The following is a 432-nucleotide window of genomic DNA, read 5'->3' on the forward strand; positions in this document are numbered from 1 at the left end:
ATTCCGCAGAGTGGGTAACAGAGATCGCGAATGCGGTTTCGGAACTTGAACGGGAAAGAAATCTTCCGCCGGGAGGCATCCGGTTCCTTGCCCAGATCGAGACCCCAGGCGCCTTGCAAAGACTCGCGGCCATTGCGTCGGCGCATCCAAGGATGGTCGCAATGGCGCTTGGTCCTGAAGACTTCAGTGCCGCTGTTGGCGGCGGCCCGGAATTTGATCTGCTCCTGGCCCCGAGCCTTGCCGTGCTGTTCGCTGCCCGTGCGGCCGGATTGCTCCCTTTGGGCTTTGTTGGAAGCATTGGCGAGTTCTCGGACACCTATAAACTTCGTGAAGCCGCAGCGCATGCGCGGCGGCTTGGCTTTGCCGGAGCTTTGGCGATTCATCCAAACCAGGTTGCCATATTCAATGAGGCTTTTTCGCCAAGCCCACAGG

The 432-nt window shown here is 59.3% G+C and carries 1 protein-coding gene; it reads left to right on the forward strand.

All coding sequences use genetic code 11. The features are described from left to right. On the forward strand, positions 1-432 hold a 432-nt coding region (locus EN780_RS37885), incomplete at both ends, for an aldolase/citrate lyase family protein (RefSeq protein WP_245500328.1).

It is taken from the genome of Mesorhizobium sp. M4B.F.Ca.ET.089.01.1.1, assembly GCF_004022605.1.
Lineage (GTDB): Bacteria > Pseudomonadota > Alphaproteobacteria > Rhizobiales > Rhizobiaceae > Mesorhizobium > Mesorhizobium abyssinicae.